The sequence below is a fragment of the Roseibium sp. JB4-4 genome (assembly GCF_055693425.1).
In genome coordinates, this window is the sequence record NZ_CM146333.1 from 5,558,451 (window position 1) to 5,579,822 (window position 21,372).

The 21,372-nt window shown below is 54.0% G+C and carries 21 protein-coding genes; 12 read left to right on the forward strand and 9 right to left on the reverse strand.

Going from position 1 to position 21,372, the window contains the following annotated elements; translation table 11 throughout:
* Positions 1 to 48: 48 nt before the first annotated feature.
* The gene (locus ACZ1HV_RS26150; protein WP_298960009.1) at positions 49 to 471 is read right to left on the reverse strand and encodes a DUF2267 domain-containing protein; all 423 of its coding nucleotides are present in this window, start codon (positions 469 to 471) and stop codon (positions 49 to 51) included.
* 145 nt (positions 472 to 616) lie between these two features.
* Here ACZ1HV_RS26150 and ACZ1HV_RS26155 point away from each other — a divergent pair, with 145 nt between their 5' ends.
* Complete coding sequence (locus tag ACZ1HV_RS26155) at positions 617 to 1,789, forward strand: adenylate/guanylate cyclase domain-containing protein (protein ID WP_472716778.1); 1,173 nt, start codon at positions 617 to 619, stop codon at positions 1,787 to 1,789.
* Positions 1,790 to 1,810: 21 nt separating this feature from the next.
* On the opposite strand, the gene ACZ1HV_RS26160 is transcribed toward ACZ1HV_RS26155, so the two are convergent.
* The gene (locus ACZ1HV_RS26160; RefSeq protein ID WP_298821871.1) at positions 1,811 to 2,206 is read right to left on the reverse strand and encodes a VOC family protein; all 396 of its coding nucleotides are present in this window, start codon (positions 2,204 to 2,206) and stop codon (positions 1,811 to 1,813) included.
* A gap of 79 nt (positions 2,207 to 2,285) precedes the next feature.
* The gene (locus tag ACZ1HV_RS26165; protein WP_298821872.1) at positions 2,286 to 3,365 is read right to left on the reverse strand and encodes an L-dopachrome tautomerase-related protein; all 1,080 of its coding nucleotides are present in this window, start codon (positions 3,363 to 3,365) and stop codon (positions 2,286 to 2,288) included.
* A 92-nt stretch (positions 3,366 to 3,457) separates the two neighbouring features.
* On the opposite strand from ACZ1HV_RS26165, the gene ACZ1HV_RS26170 reads away from it, so the two are divergent.
* The 3 genes from ACZ1HV_RS26170 (at position 3,458) to murI (ending at position 6,099) form a co-directional block, all read left to right on the forward strand.
* Complete coding sequence (locus ACZ1HV_RS26170; RefSeq protein WP_298960023.1) at positions 3,458 to 4,372, forward strand: LysR family transcriptional regulator; 915 nt, start codon at positions 3,458 to 3,460, stop codon at positions 4,370 to 4,372.
* Positions 4,373 to 4,440: 68 nt separating this feature from the next.
* Entirely contained in the window at positions 4,441 to 5,253 is an 813-nt protein-coding gene (locus ACZ1HV_RS26175; protein ID WP_472716779.1) for an RNA methyltransferase, read from the forward strand.
* Between the two features lie 15 nt (positions 5,254 to 5,268).
* The gene (gene murI, locus ACZ1HV_RS26180; RefSeq protein WP_472716780.1) at positions 5,269 to 6,099 is read left to right on the forward strand and encodes a glutamate racemase; all 831 of its coding nucleotides are present in this window, start codon (positions 5,269 to 5,271) and stop codon (positions 6,097 to 6,099) included.
* Between the two features lie 46 nt (positions 6,100 to 6,145).
* Here murI and ACZ1HV_RS26185 read toward each other — a convergent pair whose 3' ends face one another.
* The gene (locus ACZ1HV_RS26185; RefSeq protein WP_472716781.1) at positions 6,146 to 7,708 is read right to left on the reverse strand and encodes an EAL domain-containing protein; all 1,563 of its coding nucleotides are present in this window, start codon (positions 7,706 to 7,708) and stop codon (positions 6,146 to 6,148) included.
* Between the two features lie 35 nt (positions 7,709 to 7,743).
* On the reverse strand, positions 7,744 to 7,941 hold the full coding sequence (locus tag ACZ1HV_RS26190; protein ID WP_472716782.1) for a hypothetical protein: 198 nt from the start codon (positions 7,939 to 7,941) through the stop codon (positions 7,744 to 7,746).
* A 479-nt stretch (positions 7,942 to 8,420) separates the two neighbouring features.
* Between ACZ1HV_RS26190 and rpsD the strand changes: the two genes are divergently transcribed.
* Complete coding sequence (gene rpsD, locus ACZ1HV_RS26195; protein WP_298821877.1) at positions 8,421 to 9,038, forward strand: 30S ribosomal protein S4; 618 nt, start codon at positions 8,421 to 8,423, stop codon at positions 9,036 to 9,038.
* A 122-nt stretch (positions 9,039 to 9,160) separates the two neighbouring features.
* Here the strand turns inward: rpsD and ACZ1HV_RS26200 are convergent, their stop codons facing one another.
* The gene (locus ACZ1HV_RS26200) at positions 9,161 to 9,649 is read right to left on the reverse strand and encodes a LysM peptidoglycan-binding domain-containing protein (RefSeq protein WP_152501076.1); all 489 of its coding nucleotides are present in this window, start codon (positions 9,647 to 9,649) and stop codon (positions 9,161 to 9,163) included.
* A 224-nt stretch (positions 9,650 to 9,873) separates the two neighbouring features.
* Here ACZ1HV_RS26200 and ttcA point away from each other — a divergent pair, with 224 nt between their 5' ends.
* Positions 9,874 to 10,815, forward strand: a complete 942-nt coding sequence (gene ttcA, locus ACZ1HV_RS26205; RefSeq protein ID WP_472716783.1) for a tRNA 2-thiocytidine(32) synthetase TtcA — start codon at positions 9,874 to 9,876, stop codon at positions 10,813 to 10,815.
* Positions 10,816 to 10,825: 10 nt separating this feature from the next.
* On the opposite strand, the gene ACZ1HV_RS26210 is transcribed toward ttcA, so the two are convergent.
* Positions 10,826 to 11,698 (reverse strand): LysR substrate-binding domain-containing protein, encoded by an 873-nt coding sequence (locus tag ACZ1HV_RS26210; RefSeq protein WP_472716784.1) that lies wholly within the window; start codon positions 11,696 to 11,698, stop codon positions 10,826 to 10,828.
* 114 nt (positions 11,699 to 11,812) lie between these two features.
* On the opposite strand from ACZ1HV_RS26210, the gene ACZ1HV_RS26215 reads away from it, so the two are divergent.
* The 6 genes from ACZ1HV_RS26215 to ACZ1HV_RS26240 all read left to right on the forward strand — a co-directional run bounded on the left by ACZ1HV_RS26215 (position 11,813) and on the right by ACZ1HV_RS26240 (position 19,306).
* Positions 11,813 to 12,805, forward strand: a complete 993-nt coding sequence (locus ACZ1HV_RS26215; protein WP_472716785.1) for an NAD(P)-dependent oxidoreductase — start codon at positions 11,813 to 11,815, stop codon at positions 12,803 to 12,805.
* Positions 12,802 to 14,229 carry an aldehyde dehydrogenase family protein gene (locus tag ACZ1HV_RS26220; protein WP_472716786.1) on the forward strand — a complete coding sequence of 476 codons (1,428 nt, stop codon included), beginning with the start codon at positions 12,802 to 12,804 and terminating at the stop codon, positions 14,227 to 14,229. The genes ACZ1HV_RS26215 and ACZ1HV_RS26220 overlap by 4 nt, the downstream gene beginning before the upstream one ends.
* A 413-nt stretch (positions 14,230 to 14,642) precedes the next feature.
* Positions 14,643 to 15,209, forward strand: a complete 567-nt coding sequence (locus ACZ1HV_RS26225) for a RidA family protein (protein WP_472716787.1) — start codon at positions 14,643 to 14,645, stop codon at positions 15,207 to 15,209.
* Positions 15,210 to 15,815: 606 nt separating this feature from the next.
* Complete coding sequence (locus tag ACZ1HV_RS26230) at positions 15,816 to 16,340, forward strand: PAS domain-containing protein (protein WP_298960046.1); 525 nt, start codon at positions 15,816 to 15,818, stop codon at positions 16,338 to 16,340.
* A 48-nt stretch (positions 16,341 to 16,388) separates the two neighbouring features.
* The gene (locus tag ACZ1HV_RS26235) at positions 16,389 to 17,537 is read left to right on the forward strand and encodes a methyl-accepting chemotaxis protein (protein WP_472716788.1); all 1,149 of its coding nucleotides are present in this window, start codon (positions 16,389 to 16,391) and stop codon (positions 17,535 to 17,537) included.
* A 197-nt stretch (positions 17,538 to 17,734) separates the two neighbouring features.
* A complete protein-coding gene (locus ACZ1HV_RS26240) occupies positions 17,735 to 19,306 on the forward strand; it encodes a DUF427 domain-containing protein (protein WP_298960051.1) in 1,572 nt (523 codons plus the stop codon).
* 7 nt (positions 19,307 to 19,313) lie between these two features.
* On the opposite strand, the gene ACZ1HV_RS26245 is transcribed toward ACZ1HV_RS26240, so the two are convergent.
* Positions 19,314 to 20,312 (reverse strand): hypothetical protein, encoded by a 999-nt coding sequence (locus ACZ1HV_RS26245; protein WP_472716789.1) that lies wholly within the window; start codon positions 20,310 to 20,312, stop codon positions 19,314 to 19,316.
* A gap of 232 nt (positions 20,313 to 20,544) precedes the next feature.
* Positions 20,545 to 21,342 (reverse strand): hypothetical protein, encoded by a 798-nt coding sequence (locus ACZ1HV_RS26250; RefSeq protein WP_472716790.1) that lies wholly within the window; start codon positions 21,340 to 21,342, stop codon positions 20,545 to 20,547.
* Positions 21,343 to 21,372 lie beyond the last annotated feature (30 nt).

The window sequence follows — 21,372 nt, forward strand, 5'->3', positions numbered from 1 at the left end:
TTACACCCTTCGTAAAAGGTTCGCTTTGGTTCAGGAGACCTGGCCGCGTCACGCCTTCCAGAACTCCGCCGCACCGTCAGGCAGGATTGCCAGAATCCTTTCAAGGGCTTGTTCATCGATGGAAGATCTTCTAAGCGCCGCGGCAACGTCTTCAATAGCGCTGTTGGGCGCAAGATTGTGATCCTGGCGCACCGCTTTCATTTCCATGATCAATGCCGGACGGTCCGGAAAAGGCGCAGGTGTTTCCAATGGTATCCAGTCTTCAACGAAGATTGCTCGCGTGACGGCAGGCAGAATGTCGGCAAATCGAAGTGCTTCGACGACGGTCAGATGAGAGCGAAATGTGTGCAGGACAGCCCTTAGCGTATGATAGGCCTGATGGTGCGTTTGCAGCATGCAGGTGTCACGAACATCTTTGATGAAGGCATCGAAATCACGTGATGCATGAAAATAGGTTTGCGGCATGGGCATGACTTCACCTGTGGGAAATTTGAAACAGGAACAGTCTGGTCTCAATGAGGCCATTCCGACGATGGAAGCAAGGTCAGAGCAGGCTCTGAGCGTATTGTTTTCCTGACCTGTGAAGATAGCGAGATGGCGGAGGGAAAGGGGCAATATGATCGATACCGGCAAGCTTGATGACCTGTTCCTGTGGATGCTGGATGGTGCCCGGCCAAGCGCGGATGCAAGAGCAATTGTCGGCGGTATTTGCGACGGCCTTCTTGAAACAGGTCTGCCTGTGGAACGTTTTGCTCTGTTCATCTATACGCTTCACCCCAATCTTCAGGGCCGCCGGTTTCGATGGTTGAAGGGTGAGGGAGTCGATCAGTCGGATGCCGACATGACGGCATTCGATGGTGTTGAATACCTGAACAACCCTCTGCCAACCGTATTGAAATCGGGCAAGATGTTGCGCCGGAAACTATGTGATCCGGATTGTCCGGACGACTTTCTGATCCTCAAGGAATTCCGGAAGGAGGGGATAACGGATTATGTTGTCCAGCCACTCTTCTTCACGACCGGTGAAACTCACCTTGTCAGCTGGGCAACGAAGGCAGAAGGGGGATTTGACGACGACATGATGGTGGCGCTTGAGAAGATCCGGCTGCCACTTGCACGCCTCACCGAAACCTACATGCTGAGGCTCAATGCCGCCAATCTGCTGTCGGCGTATGTCGGTCGCGACAGTGGGTACAAGATCCTCTCCGGCCGGGTGCACCGGGGCGACCTTGAAGAGATCACGGCCTGCGTTGTGTTTGCGGATCTTGTCGCCTTCACAAAGTTCTCCAATTCCGCCTCAGCGGATGAAGTTCTTGCCCGGCTCAACCGCTTCTATGATTGCCTGGTGCCACCAATCGTTGCGCGCGGCGGCGAAGTCCTGAAATTCATGGGTGACGGTCTGTTGGCTATTTTTCCAATCTCGGAGAAACTCGATGATCGGTCAGCTTGTGACGCTGCACTTGAGGCACTCCGGGAAGCCTCGGGTGGCGCCGAGGAACCGGTTTTTTCCGATGACGCGCCACCTTTCCGGGCAGCTGTGCATCTGGGTCCGTTGCAATATGGCAATATCGGTGCCTCGGACAGGCTCGATTTCACTGCCATCGGCCCGACCGTTAACCTCGCGGCACGGATCCTTTCATCTGCAGTTCTGGTCAATGGCCAGACGGTTGTGTCTGAAAAAGTTGCCGAGCTGACCGGCATTTCAACCAATGGCGCACCGACTTTTGAGCTGAAGGGGTTTGAAAGGACACAAGTGATCGTTCCCGTTCGTCAAATGCCCACGCTCTAGCAAAGCATTGCGTTGAGTTTCCTACCGAAATCGTCCGCCGCGCTCAATCACCTCGATCTTGTAGCCATCCGGATCAGTTGCGAAGAAAAAGCGTGCAACGCGGCGGCCTGCCGGAGCAAAGTCGACGATGTCGCCGGTTTCGATGCCGAGCTTTTCAAGTCTGGCATGGTCATGTTCGAGATTTGCAACCGTTACGGCAAGATGCCCATAGCCGTCCCCGAGGTCGTAAGGAGACTTGCGCTCCTTGTTCAAGGTGAGTTCCAGTTCGAACCCGGTTGTCTCGTTTTTCAGGTAGGTGAGGCGAAACGCATCAAAATCAAGTTGGTCGGCTATCTCCAGTTCGAACGCGCTTTTGTACCAGTCAGCTGATTTGACGTCGTCCAGAACCCTGATGCAGGAATGAACCATCTTTGCCATTGAAACTCTCCATAAGGCGCGCACTCCACAAGGAGCGCACGCCGGTTTTTTGATGGGGAAAATTGCGATCTGATTTGAACTACCGACCGCTTACGGCAGTGCTCAATGCCGGAAATCTGACGATCCGGTAGGTGCCGAACGAGGCGTCTTCACCACCGTTCAACACGGGTGAGCGGTGTAATTCGTTGATGGTCGCATAGACATAACCGTCGGCGCCGATCGAAAATCCATCTGGCCAGGGCAGGTCCTCGTCAGACTGAAAGAGCTCTTCATAACTGCCGTCCGGCCTGATGACACCGATCGCATTGTCGGTCATTGCAGTGATATAGACATTGCCGCCTGTATCGACGGTCGACCCGTCTGATATCGGTTTGTCACCGTAGCGTTCGACGCGCGTTGCCAGTTCGTCGTCGCTCAGACTTTCGTCAAGCAGGTCCTTGGTTTGAACACGGTACATCGCGCTGGCCGTCATCGGTGCGAAATAGACCCAGGTGTTGGTCGGGTCGATCGTGATTGGATTGACGCCGATCTTGGCCGGATTGCCGCCTAGAAGAATCTCACGGCCATCAATGATCATGGGAATGTCCTCAGGTGTCGTAAATTCCGTTCCTTCCAGCACGCGGCGGGCACGGCCTGTTTCAAGATCAACAACGATCAATGCCGAATTTACCCCATCGCCAGTGTCGGAGATGTAGATCGCCTCGTGATCACGGTCGACCGCCAGGTCGTTGAGGAAAGAAGAAGGCCGGGCAACCGGCTCGCCGATATAGTGAATGGCGTGTAGCGTTTCGGTATTGGTATCCCACCCGACGATGCGTCCTGTCCGGTTTTCGCCTTGTCCGTCCAGCATCCACAAAATGCCGTCGCGATCAGCCCTCAGACCCAGGACGCCGTTCAGCCCATTGCCGTCTTCTTTTGGCGCCCGGGCCCAATCTTCAGTCGGATAGGGTTTGGTGCTGCCGTCGCTGAAGACTTCAACCACTCGCAGCTCCGGTCCATAAAACTCATGCACGGACATGAACATGCGTCCATCGGGGCCAATGGCCAGATTGCCTGGGGGCATAGACTTTTCGAAGTTCAAATAGGTCTCAATATCTTCCGCACCTGCTGGAACGACGAGGGCGGCAACAAGGCCGGCGGCGGCAAGTAGTTTTTTCATTACGTCCTCCTCATTTGGGTAAAGAGGGTTTAATTGTTTTATTTTTTCTGGGAAACTGCTCCAAAATTGAAACCAGAATTCGAAAAATTCAAATGTATAGCGTGCCCGATCTTCAGACATTCGTGACCGTAGCGAAATGTGGCGGGATAACTTCCGCATCCGTGCAGCAGGGGCTATCGGCCGCCACGGTCAGCCATCGGATTGTCAAGTTGGAGAGCGTCTTGAATGTCACTCTCTTTCACCGCAACAGCCGGAATTTCCGGCTGACTGACGAAGGCCAGGTTTTTTTGGAGCGTGTCGAGGTCATTTTGGAAGACCTGCAGCAGGCTGAGTTTGAGGTTGGCAGTGGAACGCCCCATCTGCGTGGACATCTGAGAGTAACGCTGTCGCCCTGGATCCTGTCGCGGTTTCTCTTGCCCCAACTGACTGTGTTTCGACGACAACATCCTGACCTCTCCTTGGAATTCCTGGCGGTTGATCGGTTCGTTTCGCTGGTTGAAGAGGGCCAGGACTGTGCGATCAGGGTTGGAAAGCTGTCCGACAGCGCTCTTATCGCGCGAAAGCTGAGCGACAATGACCGGATTGTCTGTGCCTCTCCCGGCTTTCTCGCGGACCACGGCAAGCCGACTTCGCTTGAAGACCTTCGGGATAAGCCCTGGGTTTGCCTTCCCTGGCAGACACAATTTGACGTCAAGGACATCAAGGGCAGAAAACGCCGTCTGTCGGTGTCGCGCAGTATTTTTGTATCCAACTCCGACATGCTGACCAGCGGAGCACTCGAAGGCCTTGGCCTTGCCGTCAAGTCGCGCCTTGCGGTCAAGGATGAACTTGAGAGCGGCCGTCTTGTTGAAGTGATGCCGGGGTGTCTTGATGCTCCTGATGCACCGATTTCGTTTGTCTATAGCGCTGAGGGGCGGGCCGGGCGGAAGATCAAATCGTTTTACGAGTTCACGAAGGAGGCGTTCCGCCTTGGCGCGGGAGAATTCTGCGCTGTCGCGAACACATAGTCCCCAAACTTGAGGAATAGTTTGAGCAGTCTTTCCAAGTTGATCCGGTTCGGCTACATCCCCGCGGTATGAGCAAGAATGCAAATATCAGAGAAGAAGCCAGGGCGGTTACCGCAAAACCGCCTGCGGTGATCCTTTGTGAGCCGCAACTTGGTGAGAACATCGGAACAGCTGCCAGGGCCATGGCAAATTTCGGTCTCGTTGATCTGCGGATCGTCAACCCGCGTGACGGATGGCCGAGCGAAAAGGCAAAGGCCGCGGCAAGCCGTGCAGACCATGTCATCGAAAAGGTTCAGGTGTTCGACAGTGTCGAAGCCGCGATTGCCGACCTGCGATTTGTCTATGCGACAACGGCGCGATCGCGCGAAGTGCCCAAGCCAGTGCGCGGACCGGACGAAGCGGCGCAAAAGTCCGTGTCGCTTGGAGACCAGGGATACGCCACCGGCTATCTCTTCGGGCGCGAGCGATGGGGGTTGAACAACGAGGAAATTGCCCTGGCGGACGAAATTGTCACTTTGCCCGTGGACCCCGATTTTGCGTCGCTGAACATCGCACAGGCGGTGCTGGTTTGCGCCTATGAATGGCGCAAGACAGCAACGTCCGGCGCGCTGCCGTTTCTTCTGTCCGACGAAGAGCATCCACCGGCAACGAAAGACAACATCCTCAGGTTCTTCGAGCATCTGGAAAGTGCATTGGACACGGCTACTTTCTTTCGCCCGCCCGAGCGGCGCCCCCACATGGTGAGGACCTTGCGGAACATATTCCAGAAAGCGGAGCTGACCGAACAGGAAGTTCGAGCATTGCGTGGGGTGATTGCCTCGCTCGAAGGACGTCAGACACGTCCGCGCAAAGAGCGCGGTGACGCGGACAACGAAGAGTAAGGGAGCTTTGTGAGCGTGACGAGACCAATTCTGATTTTCGATTCAGGTCTTGGTGGACTCACGGTCCTGCGCGAGGCGCGATATCTGTTGCCAGGTGAGCCTTTGCTCTACGTTGCCGACGATGCTGCGTTTCCAATTGGCCGCTGGCCTGAACCAGAGCTCAAAGCCCGCGTTCTAGCGCTGTTTGAAAGATTGATTGAGGAGCATCAGCCAAAGGCGGTAGTCATCGCCTGCAATACGGCATTCACCCTTGCCGGGGGGCATCTTCGCAAGGCCCATCCGGACGTGCCCTTTGTCGGCACGGTGCCTGCAATCAAACCTGCAGCGGAGCAGACATCTTCCGGTCTCATTTCCGTACTGGCGACACCCGGCACGGTGCGCCGGACCTATACAAGAAGCCTGATTGACAGTTTTGCCAGCAAGTGCCATGTGCGCCTGGTTGGCTCTGACCTTCTTGCCGAGTTCGCTGAAAGACATCTGCGCGGTGAAGCTGTCGGCGACGGCGACCTCCTGACAGAAATTGAAGACTGTTTTCTGGAACGCGATGGCAAACGTACGGACATTGTTGTGCTGGCCTGCACCCACTACCCGTTTCTGGCAAACAGGTTCCGCAAGATTGCCCCCTGGCCGGTGGACTGGCTGGACCCGGCAGAAGCCATTGCGCGGCAATTGATGCGGGTCTTGGGCGATGCAAATACTGGTTCATCGGGCCGCATTCAGGATCGCGCTGTTTTCACATCGCACCCTGATAATCCAGCTTTGGATAGGCTGCTTGCCGGGTTTGGTCTGACCTTACTCAAAGGTGCGTCACCTGCTTTTGACCAGGCTGGCAAAGTCAATCGTTAGACTTGTGTCAGGAAACTTGACAAAGCGAGGTGGGAGGCCCTGCGCGTCAGGCAGCCAGAAACTTTACTGCCAGACCATCATCGGACCGTTTGGCGGCACGTTTCAGGGCGATGATTTCGTCGTTCAGCTTGTTGGGTGGGACCCTTAAACCCTTTGGCAGGCTCAGGATTGAAATCGAACATTGCAACAGCGGGAATTGGCGCGTGGTCCCGAACCGATCCTGTGCCACCATAAAGCCCTGTGCGCGGTGTTCGGCGTCATAAAAGCTTTCGACATCCACGCGGAACGCTCTTTTAAGTGCGAGCATGCGCGCCGCGACATCGGTTTGGTCTGCATTCATGAATCCAGCGAAGAAATCGTCGCCGCCGAGATGTCCGTGGAATGTGTCCGTGCCGGAAACGTGACGCTGCACCAATTCTCCAAACAGGATAATTGCCCTGTCGCCCTGACGATAACCATAGGTATCGTTGAAAGGTTTGAAATTGTCGAAATCCATGTAGCACAGATGTCGATCATGACTGCTCTTGCGCGCGCAATCCGAGATGAACTTGGTGATCGCTCCATTGCCCGGCAGGCGCGTCAACGGGTTTTGGTCCTGAGCTTCCTGCAAACGCTTGGCATGGATGATTTTCAGAAGCGATGTCGCCGAAAGAAAGCCGCAATAGCGAAAGTTCTCGGTGATGATGATCCCATCCGAATTGATCGACGACGCAAAGGTCACCAGAAGCATGTCGGCGTTGCTGTCAATGTCGGCTATGGGGCAGGCGCGCACGAAAGACCGCATAGGGAAATCGAGTGCCGCCTTGGCGTCGTCATCGTCAGGTCCGCCTGAATAAAGATATGCTTTCAGATCCCGCTCGTGGATCAAACCCCGTGGTTCGTTGTTGGCATCAAGAACAGGGATAACGCTGGAATCCTGATTGTGCACGACCATATCGAGCAGTTCATTCATCGAGGCGTTGAATTGAATGGTTGGTAAGTTCAGGAGCTCGTTGCGGATCCTGTCCTGTTCCTCCCGCCGTTTCCGGCCGATGCCCGGTGCCCGGACATGTTCGTAGAACAACTTTGCGTGCGCCGCCTTTTGGAAAGGCTTGGCAACGAACTGTCCCTGGATGAGGTCGCAGCCCGCATCTCGGCAAGCCTTGAATTCCTTCTCGGTTTCCACGCCTTCTGCAATCACTCGAGAGCCGAGAACGTGCGCAAGATTTGCCACAGTTGTTACAAACAGCTTCCGGCGCGCGTCACTGTCTATATCGTTCAGAAAAAAGCGATCGATCTTCACATAGTCCGGCGACATGTCGTGCAGCAGACGCAACTCGGAAGAGCCACGGCCGAAATCGTCTAGCGTGATGAGGAACCCGAGCTGGCGCAGATCATTCAATGCATGATGTGCAACGTCGGTAAATACTTCCTGGTAGCGTTCGGAAAACTCCAGGCAGATCTGGTTGGTGTTAAGGCCGAGCTCGGATACGATCTCGCTTAGGCCCAGGCGAGGGTCGCCTTCCTCACCAAGATTGCGGCCATCCAACTTGAAGTAAAGTTTGGTTCCCTGTGCGATCCTAAGGTCCTGAAAACGCAAAAGAGCCTTGCGGAAAAGCTCGGTTTCCAACTGGGCTAGAAATCCGAGGGCATGGGCTTGCCTGATCAGGTCTCCGGGGAGGGAGCATGTCCGAACTCGGCATTTCGGACCTGAGCCTCATAGCCATAGACGACGCCGGTTCCGATGTCCGCGATCGGCTGCAAGGCAAAGTCCAGTGCATTCAGCATTTCATCACGCGTCCGGAAAAGCACGTCTGTGCTTTCCAGATCAGCCTGTTGAACTGAATGGCGATTCGCTGACATCCGAGATCCTATACTCAAGGTCCAGCTTCCCAAGGGTACGCTAAGTTTCGGGGAAGTTAGGACCGTGCGTTACTGACATTATTCCCAAGGGTTGTAACGTTGATTGCATAGTGAAAAACTGCAATTAAGATTTTCTAAATGTATGCATTAATTTGCCTGTTTTGTGAGCGGCCGGTCGAAAATCGGAGATTATTGTGGGTCGCCGGTCTGAAATAAGCCGGATTGTCCCACAAATTCTTGGGTTTTAAGTCTTTTTGGATGAGTTTTGCCGGCGGCACATTGACATTCCACGGACCCGGCTGTACATCCGCGCGGTCCGGCGGGTTTTGCCTTCCGGCACTACGCACCCGTGGGTATTCCGGCCGGCGCCGTCTAGCCGGGTCCCTGTCGATCAGAACAGTACACTTTTGTGTCCTGTGAAGATAAAGGAGGGCGCGTTTCCTTTTTAGAACAACAACGCGAATTCAAAGGAAACCGCGATGTCAAAGCGCCACAGCGTTAAGTACAAAATCGACCGCCGGATGGGCGAAAACATCTGGGGTCGTCCGAAGAGCCCAGCCAACAAACGTGAATACGGCCCTGGTCAACACGGACAGCGCCGCAAGGGCAAACTGTCTGACTTCGGTGTTCAGCTCCGCGCAAAGCAGAAGCTGAAAGGCTACTACGGCAACATTTCCGAGAAGCAGTTCCGCAAGGTTTACGGCGAAGCATCCCGTCTCAAGGGCGATACTTCCGAAAACCTGATCGGCCTTCTGGAGCGCCGTCTGGATGCAGTCATTTACCGCGCCAAGTTCGTCCCGACCGTTTTTGCTGCCCGTCAGTTCATCAACCACGGTCATATCAAGGTCAACGGCAAGCGCGTCAATATCCCGAGCTACCAGCTGCGCCCGGGTGATGTGATCGAAGTTCGCGAAAAATCCAAGCAGCTCGCTCTGGTTCTGGAAGCTATCCAGTCCGCAGAACGCGATGTTCCGGATTATGTCGATGCAGATCACAACAAGATGACTGCTACCTACAATCGGATCCCTGGTTTTTCCGATGTGCCTTACCCGGTGCAGATGGAACCGAATCTGGTCGTCGAATTCTATTCACGCTAACAGTCGTCGAATATTCGATTTCGAAGAATTTGAAAGGCCCGCCAGACCGGCGGGCCTTTTTGTATTTGGAGCAGGCTGGCATCTCGCGCGCCTAAACGTGAAACGTGCCAACTGGCATCGGTTTAGATGTCGTTTCGTGGAATGCGTAAGAGCTGACCTGGAAAAATGAGATTGGGATCGCTCAAGATGTGCTGGTTGGCTTCAAAAATCGGTTGAAAGTTGGAGTTGCCATACTGATCCTGGGCAATTTTGGTCAGCGTATCACCGGGTTTTACTGTGTAGGGCTGCCACCCTCCGTAACCGGGCATGATCTTGGGCCCGAAAAGAACCGGAATAACGACGGAGGGTCCGTTTTCGTTCCCGGTGTCGTCGGCAAGGGTCAGGAACAGGCGGTTCAGCTGGAAACTGTTGGTGTCCGGGATATCAATAGATCCCTGAAATTGCCTCAGCCCAAGCGCGCCAACCGTCGTGAAGGATGAATACTCGTCATGTCCTTCAGAGACGCGGATACTCAGTGTGCCTTCAAACGCGGCAGCATTTCCAGCGATCATGATTTTGGAGCCTACAAGATCGAATGGTTGAGGCTGCTGAATGTCGAGCGTAACAGTCAAAACAATATCCTCCTCCTGAGTAACCTCAGGACCTTAATGCCACCCCCCAGCAAGCACTGATCACACTACAACGCTTTCGTGGATAATTGAAAGCTGCAACCACTAGTTCAATCTTGCGTTGTTTGCCGGGGTGCGTGGATTGCCTGGTCATCCAACTTGGACTTCTTGAGACAATCGTTTAAATCAGCGCGGATGGTTTCTCCAACGCTGCGAAGGCTGCCTGCATGAATGATATTGCAAACGACACGGACACAGACGTTCCGGCGATCCTGCGCAACGTGCCTTCCAGTGTTGACTTTAAAAAGCTGCGCAAGCGCCTGCTGCGTCAGGCGCGCGAAGCGATCAGCGATTTTGGAATGCTGCCCACGGGCGCAACTCTGGAAAAGCGTCCAAAATGGCTTGTCTGCCTGTCCGGCGGCAAAGACAGTTACACGCTTCTGGCGGTTCTGATCGAGTTGAAATGGCGCGGCCTGTTGCCCGTGGACCTTCTAGCCTGCAACCTGGATCAGGCCCAACCGGGGTTTCCCGTCGATGTGCTGCCGAGGTTCTTTGAGGAAAACGGTATTGAACATCTCATTGTTCGCGAAGACACCTATTCCATCGTTACCGACAAGATCCCTGAGAACCGGACCTACTGCTCGCTGTGTTCACGCCTGAGGCGGGGGATCCTTTATCGGGTTGCACGAGAGCAGGGATGCGAGGCAATTGTTCTTGGGCACCACAGGGAAGACATCCTTGAAACGTTCTTCATGAACCTTTTCCATGGTGGCCGGCTCGCCTCAATGCCGCCGAAACTGATCAATGATGAGGGCGATCTGCTTGTGTTGCGCCCGCTTGCCTATGCGGCCGAGAGTGACATCGCCAAATTCTCAGCTCGGATGGAGTTCCCCATTATTCCCTGCAATCTTTGTGGCTCTCAGGACGGTCTGCAACGTGAAGAAGTCAAACGCATGCTCCAGGGTTGGGAAAAGCAGACACCCGGTCGGCTGGGAGTTATGGCAAGGGCTCTTGCGCACACGCGCCCGTCTCATCTTATGGACAGGTCGCTTTATGACTTCGTCAATCTGCGTCCGGCTGATGGAGCAGGGGATGCGCAGGACAGTGAAGCGGAAGAGCCCTGCGGGGCAAGCCTTGCGATGACGGCAAAACTGTTTGCAGCAGAGTGACTTGATCGCATTATCGGAACAGGTCTCTGAGCCAGGATTCAACTTTTTGCGTTGATGGTTTTCGCACTGAAGATCCTTCCCGGTGAAGGAGATAATGGGTCTGCAGCGAGGGAATGGTCGTTTCAAAGGGAATGGCAAGGCGTCCACTTGAGGCCAGCTGTCTTGCAACGCGCCCCAGAAGCAGCGCGACACCTCCCTTTGCTGCCGCCCACTCGACTGCGGCAAGAGATGTGTCGACTGTGATACCGCGATCCGCAGGCATTGATATTTCCTGCGCTTCAAAGAATCTTGTCCAGTGATTTTCAAATCCAAGAATGTGGATCAAGGGGTATTCTGCCAGATCTGCCGCTGATTTGAGAGTTCCTGCATGATCCGGGTGACAGACGGGAATGACGGTTTCCGGGCCAAGGGCCTCCGCATGAGTGCCCGGCCAATTCCCTGTGCCCAAGCGGATTTCGATATCTATGCCGGTTTCAAGAACCGTATCCGCCCAAATGGCGGAGAGCAGCCTGATCTCTATCTCAGGATGTCCGTTTTGAAAGGAGGCAAGGGCTGGCGCAATGATGAGAACAGCCTCGGAAATTGGCGCTCGAATGGTGACTGAACCCGGAGATGTTGTTCCAAAGAGACCTGTTGTTGACACGGCGAGATCCGTCAACGCCTTGCGAACAGAGGGCAGATAGGCCTTGCCGCTGGCTGTCAGGTCCACTTTTCGCGTGCTTCGAAAAAGGAGCTGATGCCCAAGCTGCTGTTCCAGAGCTCTGATATGAGTGCTGATGGCAGCCTGGGTCAGGCCAAGTTCTTCTCCGGCGGCCGTGAAGCTGCCGAGCCGGCTCGCAGCTTCAAAACTTCTGAGCCATTGGAGGTTCGGGACAGACAGCATCGCGCTCATTCATAAAAAAACAGCGTAATATCTCTAAATTATATCATTTCTCTTTTCCAGCCTCGAGCGACAAACTGAAGACGAGTTCAATCAGATGTCGGAGGGGCACCTTTCATGCGTGTCGGTTTCATAGGTCTTGGTAACGTCGGCGGAAAACTGGCCGGAAGCATATTGCGCAATGGTTATGAGCTGGACGTTCATGATCTCAATCCGCTTCTCGTCGAGAAATTCGTGTCTCTAGGTGCCAACCGTGCCGCCACGCCCAAGGAAATGGCTAAAAGATGCGACGTTGTCATCACCTGCCTGCCGACGCCGTCGGCCTGTGCAGTGGTTGTCGAAGGGCAGGATGGCCTTCTGGACGGTATTGGACCTGGCAAGATCTGGGCAGAGATGTCGACCACAGATGCCAATGAGACAAGACGCTTGGCCGGGCGCGTCATCGCCGCAGGCGGCGAAGCGATCGAGTGTCCGGTTTCCGGTGGCTGTCACCGTGCCGCAACCGGGAATATTTCGATCTTTGCAGGATGTAGCCGCGAGACGTTCGAAAAGGCCTTGCCTTTCCTGACCGTGCTTGGCCGACGGGTTCTTCATACGGGTGACATCGGCTCTGCTTCCATCTTGAAGGTTGTCACGAATTACCTTGCGACCGCAAACCTTGTCTCATTGGCAGAGGCGCTGGTGACCTGCAAGGCTGCCGGAATGGACCTGAACACGGCTTACGAGGCCATCCGGATCTCGTCCGGCAATTCCTTCGTCCACGAGACGGAAAGCCAGGTGATCCTCAATGGCTCTAGAGACATTTCCTTCACGATGGACCTGGTTGCCAAGGACATCGGACTTTTCCAGGCCCTGGCTGAAAATCACAATGTACCGTTGGAAGTGTCTCCATTGCTGAACCGTATCTTTGCCGATGCAATCGACAGATACGGTGCGAGGGAACTTTCGCCCAATATTATCAGGAGGTTGGAAGAAGCGACCGGACTTGACGTCCTAGCCAACGGATTTCCACCCGAAATGATTGACGACGAACCGGAAGAGCCAGGATATGAGGTAAAGCCCAACGGGCATGTAGGCAATTGCGAAAAGCGGGAAGGTGTGGGCGGATGATTGAAAAGCGCCAATTCTATATCGGTGGAAGTTGGGTTGATCCGCTTGGCCCTGATGAAATGGACGTGGTCAATCCTGCAAACGAAGAAGCGGTAGCCGTAATCTCGATGGGTACCACGGCCGATGTCGATAGAGCAGTCTCGGCTGCAAGAGGAGCGTTTCCGGGCTGGGCTGAAACGTCTGTCGACGAACGGGCTATGCTCATCAAGCGGATCATTGAAGTCTACCAACGGCGAACACCTGAAATGGACACGGCGATCCGGCTGGAAATGGGGGCACCTCAAACCTTCGCCCGCGAACAGCAGACGCCGGCTGGTATCGGCCATTTGACGGCAACACTGGAAGCATTGCAATCACATCGTTTCGAGAGACCGTCGCCGCGCGGCGGAAGTTTGATCGTGCATGAGCCTGTTGGCGTGTGTGGTCTGATCACACCCTGGAACTGGCCGATCAATCAGATCGCTGCAAAGGTTGCTCCAGCGCTTGCGGCGGGATGCACCATGGTTCTGAAGCCGAGTGAAATTGCGCCTCTTTCCGCACTGCTTTTTGCCGAGATACTTGATGAAGCAGGCTGTCCTGCCGGCGTCTTCAATCTGGTCATCGGTGATGGCCCAACCGTCGGTGCGGCAATGTCCGCACATCCGGACATTGATATGATGTCCTTTACCGGTTCGACGCGGGCAGGGGTTTCTGTTGCAAAGAACGCAGCTCCCACGGTAAAGCGTGTCGCGCTCGAACTTGGCGGCAAGTCTGCAAATCTGCTTTTTGCCGATGCGGATCTGGAACCTGCCATCCGCTACTCTCTGGAGAGCTGCTTCCTAAACTCAGGCCAATCCTGTGATGCACCGACCAGGTTGCTGGTGGAGGCAAAGGTTTACGATCAGGCCGTAGACCTCGCGGCAGAGTTTGCCGGTCAAACCAAGGTGGGTGACCCGGCACGGGAAGGAGCGCATATCGGGCCTGTGATAAGCGGTCTGCAGTATGAAAAAATTCAGGGTCATATCGAACGTGCCATTGCCGACGGTGCCAGACTTGTTGCCGGAGGTCCTGGCAAACCGGATGGTTTTGACAGGGGCTTTTTTGTCAAGCCAACCGTCTTCGCCGACGTAACCAACTCAATGGCCATTGCACGAACGGAAGTTTTCGGCCCGGTTCTGGTCATGACCCCCTTTCAAACCGAGGAAGAGGGGATCGCCATGGCAAACGACACGCCATATGGACTTGCCGCCTATCTGCAAACAGGTGATCGGGAACGCGCAAACCGGGTTGCGCGAAAGCTGCGCGCGGGAAGCGTTTACATCAACGGCGGCAGTCCGGACTGGGATGTGCCTTTCGGTGGCTACAAGCAATCGGGGAACGGCCGCGAATACGGTGAATTCGGCCTTGAGGATTTTCTGGAGGTGAAGGCCATCACGACCGCTTAGTTTGCCCCGAGTTTGATGAATACAAGCGTGAGGGCGCCGCATTTTCATTGCGGGAAGCAATGCGCGAGCGTTCTTGAGGGGATCGAAGATCTCTTCAACAAGGTTTCGTTGCCGATGACAGCAGTTGGGATATCGGGGCAACGCTCAGACAAATTATGCGGCAGTGTCTCAACGCGAAGATCCAGAAGATAAAGTTCCAGAGCTGTCCATCATCGAAAGAGCTTGCTGCTCATCTCGCAAGCAAAGACGAGCAAGATTAAGCCCCCTTCAGTCACGGAGAACGGGCATCGCTCCCTTTTGTGCTCCGCCAATTCTTGAATCATACCCGCATATCAAAGCTGAGTTTCGGCTCTCGGCCGGAGGCAAGGTAACGCTGCCTGCAAGGCCGGATGCAGGCGATGAAGCCAAATTGAGTGGCGACCAAAAGAGAATTATATTTTGCTCAAAATGAGCATATTATGTTATATTCAATTTATAGGGTTCAAGCCGTTGAAAGGGTCTTGGATATTCAGAATGGTGCAACCACCGAACAGCTAGGCAGTGACATGGCAAAAAGCTTTGACCCTCCAAATACTTGGGATCCATTTGGTGCCTTCTCTCAGGCTGTAATCGCTGGAGATGGAAAAACAGTCTACCTGAAGGGGCAAGTTTCGCTCGATCGGGATGGGGAGGTTGTCGGTGAGGGAGACATGGCTGCTCAAGTCACCCAGGTCTTAAAGAACATATCCGATGTTCTTGGCGCTATGGGTGGACGAATGAGCGACATCGTTTCGCTCCAGCAGTTTACGACAGATATTCAAGCGTTCATGCGCTGTTCCGAAATAAGGTTACGGTTCTTCGACGCGCCGTATCCTGTCACAACAACTTTGGAAGTCTCATCGCTTTATGATGCCAGATTGCTTGTTGAGATAACCGCCATTGCAGAGATCCCGACAAGTCGCTTTATCATGCCGGAAGCCGCGCTTGAAAAGCACCAATAGATCGAATGCACAGCGTAAAATCCTTCGGCGGCCAAGGATAACGTCTTCCGACATTCCTGATCAGCAGCGCTGAAGATCATTGCAGAATAAGGAAACCGCACCGATGGCGGACGGTGGCATATTGTTCTTTTTGAACAATCAACCTAGCAACGTGTGCAGAATCGGCTGTTACGGGGTCTGGTTTCCTATGCGTAATTTTCGATAGTACAACTTGCCATGTTGTTGTGAAATACTCTGGGTTTTATTTCTGGTTGTGTATTCGGAATGAAAATAGGTGAATTCACGTATGCTCGTTTGCATTGAAATACGATTTGGATCAAAATCTCTGGTAGTTTTACTTGGCATTTTGCGGAAAATTTGTCGTGAAATGCCAAAATTGAGTGCTCATTTAACATCTCAGCAAGATTTTTGCCGCTAGGTCATACCTCGAGATTTCCTGGGGGTGGGAAAATATTGCGAAGTTTTGGTAAGTTATTCTGTCGCTTTGCGGGCCGGATAACGTTGCCAAAATTTCATTTCGTTTCCCTGTCGTTTTTCTAAAAGCAACTCATCAGGTGATCTTTGGAGGAAGTCTTTAAGACTATTACCTGCAAGGGAGAATGATGTATGGCCAAGGATGCAATTGTTACCGGTGTCGAGCAGTTTTTCGGTGACGATGAAATTATTGTCAGTAAAACGGATCTCAAAGGCAAGATCACTTATTGCAATGATGTGTTCCTCAGAATTGCGGGATACACCGAGAAGGAATGCCTTGGCGAACCCCACAACATTATTCGCCATCCGGACATGCCGCGCTGCGTTTTTGATCTCTTGTGGGGACATATCCAGGATCGACGCGAGATTTTTGCTTATGTGGTCAACCGCTGCAAGAACGGCGACCACTACTGGGTTCTCGCCCATGTGACGCCGAGCGTCGACAATAACGGTGACGTCGTCGGTTACCACTCGAACAGGCGGGTTCCGGACCGGAGCATTCTGGAGGGAGTTGTCGTTCCACTTTATGCCGATCTGGTTGCTGAAGAGCGCCGTCACGCCAACAGAAAAGACGGTCTCCAATCCTCCAAGGAAATGGTCTCCGGCATCCTGCAGGAACGAGGCGTTCCCTATGACGAGTTCATTGCCGGTCTTTGAATTGGCCAATTCTCGAATGTCATTTGTCAAATTTGAAGGTTGGAAAAAATGATTGGCGACAACAGATCTGCGATAAAGAAAGCGCTTGAAGTCGTGGAAGCCGTTGCTGACGGTGATTTCGAGCGCCGCATTCTGAACATTTCCGAAAAAGGTGACGCCGGCAGGCTGCTTCATGCGATCAACCGATTGATCGACAGGTCTGACGCTTATGTGCGCGAAACCAAGGCTTCTCTGGAATATGTTTCCGAAAACAAGTACTTCCGGCGAATTTCGACCAAAGGCATGACGGGTGCTTTCGGTGTTGCCAGCGAGTCGATCAATGTCGCCATGGCGGCCATGGAGGAACGCGTCGGTTCTTTTGCTGGGGTGGTCGAGAACTTCGAAACAAAAATGGCGACGGTGGTTGAGTCGGTGACGACGGCTTCAGGCGAGCTTGAAGACAGCGCTAGGTCAATGGATCAGTCCTCCACCTCCATGGATCAGCAAGCTACGGCAGTGGCATCGTCTGCCGCCAATGCGTCGTCCAATGTCAGTTCCGTTGCGGTGGCAACTGAGCAGATGACCCAGTCAGTAAGCGAGATCAACCAGCAGGTCAGCTATTCGGCGCAGATTGCCGGCGAAGCCGTAAACGAAGTGGAAAAGGCCAATCGCGATATCAAGATGCTGGCTGAATCTTCCGACAAGATCGGCGAAGTTGTTTCGCTCATCACCGACATCGCAAACCAGACCAATCTCTTGGCTCTCAATGCGACGATCGAAGCGGCGCGCGCCGGTGAAATGGGCAAAGGCTTTGCCGTTGTTGCATCCGAGGTCAAGGAACTGGCAAGCGAAACCGCTAAGGCAACCGACGAGATCGGTGCTCAGATCAAGTCCATTCAATCGGCAAGTTCACAGGCCGTTGAGTTCATCGGGACCATCGGTACGACCATTTCCAAGGTCAGTGAAATAGCATCTGCAATCTCGGCGGCCGTTGAAGAGCAAGGCGCTGCAACAGCGGAGATCGCGCGCAACATTGAGCAGGCTTCGGCTGGTACGAATGAGGTGAGTTCCAATATCGGCATGATCACCAACATGGCCGGATCGACCAAAACCGAGGCCAACCATGTTTTGCATGCTGCCGCCGGATTGTCGGAGCAGGGCCAGATGCTTCGCCATGAAGTGGACGGTTTTCTGAGCGAGGTGCGTCAAGTCATCTGACACGACCCATTCCTATCAGGGTGTTCAGAGCCGCAGACCGGAAAAGCACCCGGTTTGCGGTTCTTGCATTTCGGGTGTCTTGTCTGACGGGCTAAGCTGTTTCGGCTGATGATTGTTGGGAAACCTTGCTGGCATTGGGCCCATAGTACCCGCTGAACGTTCTGGACAGTTCCCGCCGGGATGCCTATTTCTTTGAGATGACAGTGCGCGCGCAACGAACGGCAAACGACTATGGTGTTTTGGTGGAGCCGCTCACCGGTGAGGTGACAGCCTGGCGGAACAACGTTGTTCTGGCAAGATCCACCAGGGCCCGTGTCATGTATGAAACCCGGCTTCCTCCCGTGGTATATTTCCCAAAGGATGACATCCGCGCCGATCTGAAACCGGCACCTGATCACAGAACATTCTGCCCGCTGAAAGGCACGGCTTCCTACAGCGATGTTCTAGTCTCGGGCGAGACGATTGAAAATGGCGCCTGGCATTACCCGACGGCCCTGCCTGAGGGGCAGGCCGTTGATGGGTTCCATGCGTTCATGCCCGGCGTTGCCTCGCGCATCGAATACAACGGCAAGCAACTGGACACACCCTTTGGCGGCAATATTTCCGGGCCGATTGTCGATTGGCTGCTGCGCGAAGCCTGGACGGCACGCACGGCAGAAGAGCTGATTTCAGCGCTGGGCAAGAAGCTTGTCGAGGACGGTGTTGCTGTTTGCCGGATGAGCGTCTTGATCTGGTCCCTTCATCCAATGATTGCAGGCCAGAATTCGATCTGGCAGCGGGACAAGGATGAGGTTACCAGCCGCTATCCTTCTTATGAGCTTCTGGAAAGCCCGATTTTCAAAAATAGTCCGCTGCAGCATGTTGCCGACGGGTTGGGCGGTGTGCGACAGAAACTGGATACCAACCCTGACGAATTCAATTTTCCGATCATGGAAGATTTGAAAGAGCAGGGCGTTACCGACTATGTCGCGATGCCATTGCCGTTTTCCGATGGTCGGATCAACGTGCTGACGCTGGCCTCCGACCACCCGAATGGCTTCACCACAGCCAATCTGGGTCTGATTTTCGAATGTTCCGCACTCATCAGCCGCTTGTTTGAGGTTTTTGCCCTCACGTCGAATGCAACGACAATCCTGGAAACCTATCTTGGCAAGAGAACCGGCGCACGTGTTCTTGGCGGTGAAATCCGTCGCGGCGATGGTGAAGTCATCGACGCATCGATCCTGTTCTGCGACCTGCGTCATTCGACGCGTCTGGAAACCGAACTCGGGCGCGATGCTTACCTGTCCGAGTTGAACAGGTTCTTCGAAGTGACGACCGAAATCGTCAACGAGCATGAAGGCGAAGTTCTGAAATTCATTGGCGACGCGGTTCTTGCGATTTTTCCCGCAGGTTCTGACCGCGAAAAAGCCTGCCGACAGGCAGTAGCCAGTGCAGACCGGATCGTGCAAAGATTGGCGGTCCCCGAAGAAAACGGCAATGGCATTCCCCTGACATGCGCCATCGGCATAGCCTTTGGTGAAGTCACCTACGGGAATGTCGGCTCAAAAGAACGTTTGGATTTTACCGTGATTGGAAGCGCAGCCAACATTGCCGCCCGGCTTGGCGATCACGGCAAGGTTGTCGGTCATCCAATCGTGGCGTCAAAAGATGTTGCCGACGAGGCCGATTGCGGAGCAACGCCACTGGGCGCTGTTGAACTGCACAATGTTTCAGACCCCGTCGAAGCCTTCGCCGTAAGTGTCTGCCCGGCCGAAACTGCTTCGTAACAATGGTTTAGTCCATCGTTGGCGTGTCGCGTTGCAGTTTGCGATCAACGCCTCTCCAATAGACGAGCCAGAGTAGTGGCAGAAATGCAGAAAGGGCGGCAAACAGCATTGGCAGGGTGCCCTGATTCACATCAATCAGATATCCAAAAAGGGGCGGGCCGATAAGTGTTCCAGACAAAGTGGCGATCAATAGCAACGCCTTGGCCTTGCTTGAAAACTTTTCCGACAAATCAGCCATGAATGAGGCGGATAACAGGTTCAAAAACAATTCAAACGCAACAAAGCCGAATACAATGAAAATGAAACTCTGCTGAGTTGCGATCAGAATCCCTGAAGATGCCAGCGCTCCCGAAAAAAGTGTTTGAAACCAACTGCCGTGCCGCGTGCCGCGCATGGCGACCCAAAGGATCACGAGTGCAATCGTGACTTTGGAGAAGCCTATTGCTAACGATGTGTTGTCAAGGCTGAGATCGTTGCTCGCTGTGAAATGGGCGGTGTTGGATAAGAAGCCGATTTGCCCGCAAAAGAACAGAAACAGCAAAGCCAGGCCAAAGCCGTCTCTTCCAGTCAGGTGTCCCTTCACCGACTGTGCCTTGTTTGCACTATGCGTTGGAACCTTCCGCCAAAGTATCAGACCACTTAGAAACACTGCCAACAGGCCCAGCCCGAACAGTGTAACGAGATGTCTGTAAGTCTGGTCGGTCTCAAACAGGGGGAAGCAAATTGCAATCAGGCCGGAAATGAAAAGCGCGAAAGAAAGCCGCCACGCGAAGGCCTGGAGTTTCATATTGGATTGCGCAGCTGTCATGATGCCGAATTGCATTAGGAAGCCACATGCCAACCCGATCACGAACCAGCAAAGAGCGAACATGAGCGGAGCGCTCACCCATAGGGACAGGAATAGCGCTGAAGCATATACACAAAAGACGAAAGCCAGTGCAGGCCGCGCGAGTGTTTCATAGCGTATTCTTGCGGCCAGGAACGCGGCTACGATCTGGCCCGCCATGATACAGCTCACAACGCTGCCCGCTTCGGCATTTGAAATAGACCGCGTGGCGAGCAGGGTTGCGATGAGCAAAGGGGCAATATGGAGAGGGATGGATCCAGCCGCAGAAAAAAGGGCTGCCCCGACTGTGCGCCTGGTTTCGCTGGATGTCAGTATTGCTGACATCTGTCGAAGCGAGCTTTGCAGGTGAATGCATGGCTTGAAGCGTGACCGTTCGGCCCAAATTCGCGTTTCATTCCTCAGTGCCTGCCTTCTTGCGACGGCGTGTAGCAGCGCCATAACCACCAGGGCGATGACTGTCACGTTGGGTCATGTCGCGTACTGTCCCACGAAAACCCTGCCAGTCGAAGGGCTGATCCGGTCCACTGAGAGTTTCCTGAATTTCTGTTCTGAGCGCGGCGTCCTGGTAGCAGGCGCGCTCAATTGGCTGGACTTGAAACAACGGCTTGAAATGCGGAATGTAGATTTCCTGACCTGTCGTTAGGAGCTTGATGTTGATGAAAAGCGGACAGGGCAGAAAGAGGTCGGTCTCGACAAGGCCTTCATAGCAGACAAAAGCGCTGCGCGTGTCATAGTTGACCGGAGGTCTAATGAGCGTGCTCCAGCCCGGGCGAGAACTCACAAAATAGCCCGACCAAATCTGAATCGATCCAGGAACGAAAAGTTCAGATAGATAAGGCGGATCAAGATCACGCAGATCTTCAGGAGCAGTCTCCTCCCAATGTTGTCTGAAATCTTCGTCCTCGAAGTTGGTTGATTTGACCGGATACCATTGATCGTCTTCGTAAAAGAAGCTCTCTTTTCCATCGAAAAGAAGGTGGATGTCTTTTGGAGGATAAACATACCAGCCAAAGGACGAAGCTTCGCGCATGGCTTGGCAATATTGAAAGGCCGCGGCAGGCATGGTGCCAGCTGCACTCTTTTCCGCTCGCCGGATATCCGGCGCTGACGGAAATGCCTTTGTGAAGCGGAGCACTGCCTCGCTTTCTGTTTCAGGGACAGATCCTCCGACAGTGGTGGAAACATTCATGGTTTTGTCCGTCTGCCGGAGGATCAGTTC